Source organism: Massilia genomosp. 1 (assembly GCF_011682185.1).
GTDB lineage: Bacteria > Pseudomonadota > Gammaproteobacteria > Burkholderiales > Burkholderiaceae_D > Telluria_A > Telluria_A rubra.
In genome coordinates, this window is the sequence record NZ_WHJF01000509.1 from 1 (window position 1) to 303 (window position 303).

The 303-nt window shown below is 54.5% G+C and carries 1 protein-coding gene; it reads left to right on the plus strand.

Features of this window, described 5'->3' with window-relative positions:
* Positions 1–74 precede the first annotated feature (74 nt).
* Positions 75–303 (plus strand): alternative ribosome rescue aminoacyl-tRNA hydrolase ArfB (gene arfB, locus F1735_RS34705; protein ID WP_167241598.1); only part of this gene is annotated, 229 nt, incomplete at its 3' end.

Below are 303 nucleotides of genomic sequence, written 5' to 3' on the forward strand. Positions count from 1 at the left end.
CAGGACGGCGCCATCTGGCTTTCCGATTCTCAGAATAATCTGGAAATTCATCTCACGGCCTGGCAGCCCGTATCATGATTGAGTTGTCCCGAAACGTCAGCATCCCTGATCACGAGCTGGAGATCACCGCCATCCGTGCTCAGGGCGCAGGGGGGCAGCACGTTAACAAGGCCTCAACGGCTATCCATTTGCGCTTTGACATCCGGGCCTCCAGCCTGCCAGAGTATTATAAAGAAAGCCTGCTCGCCGCCAGCCATCATCTGATCACCAGTGAAGGTGTGATTGTGATTAAAGCGCAGGAAT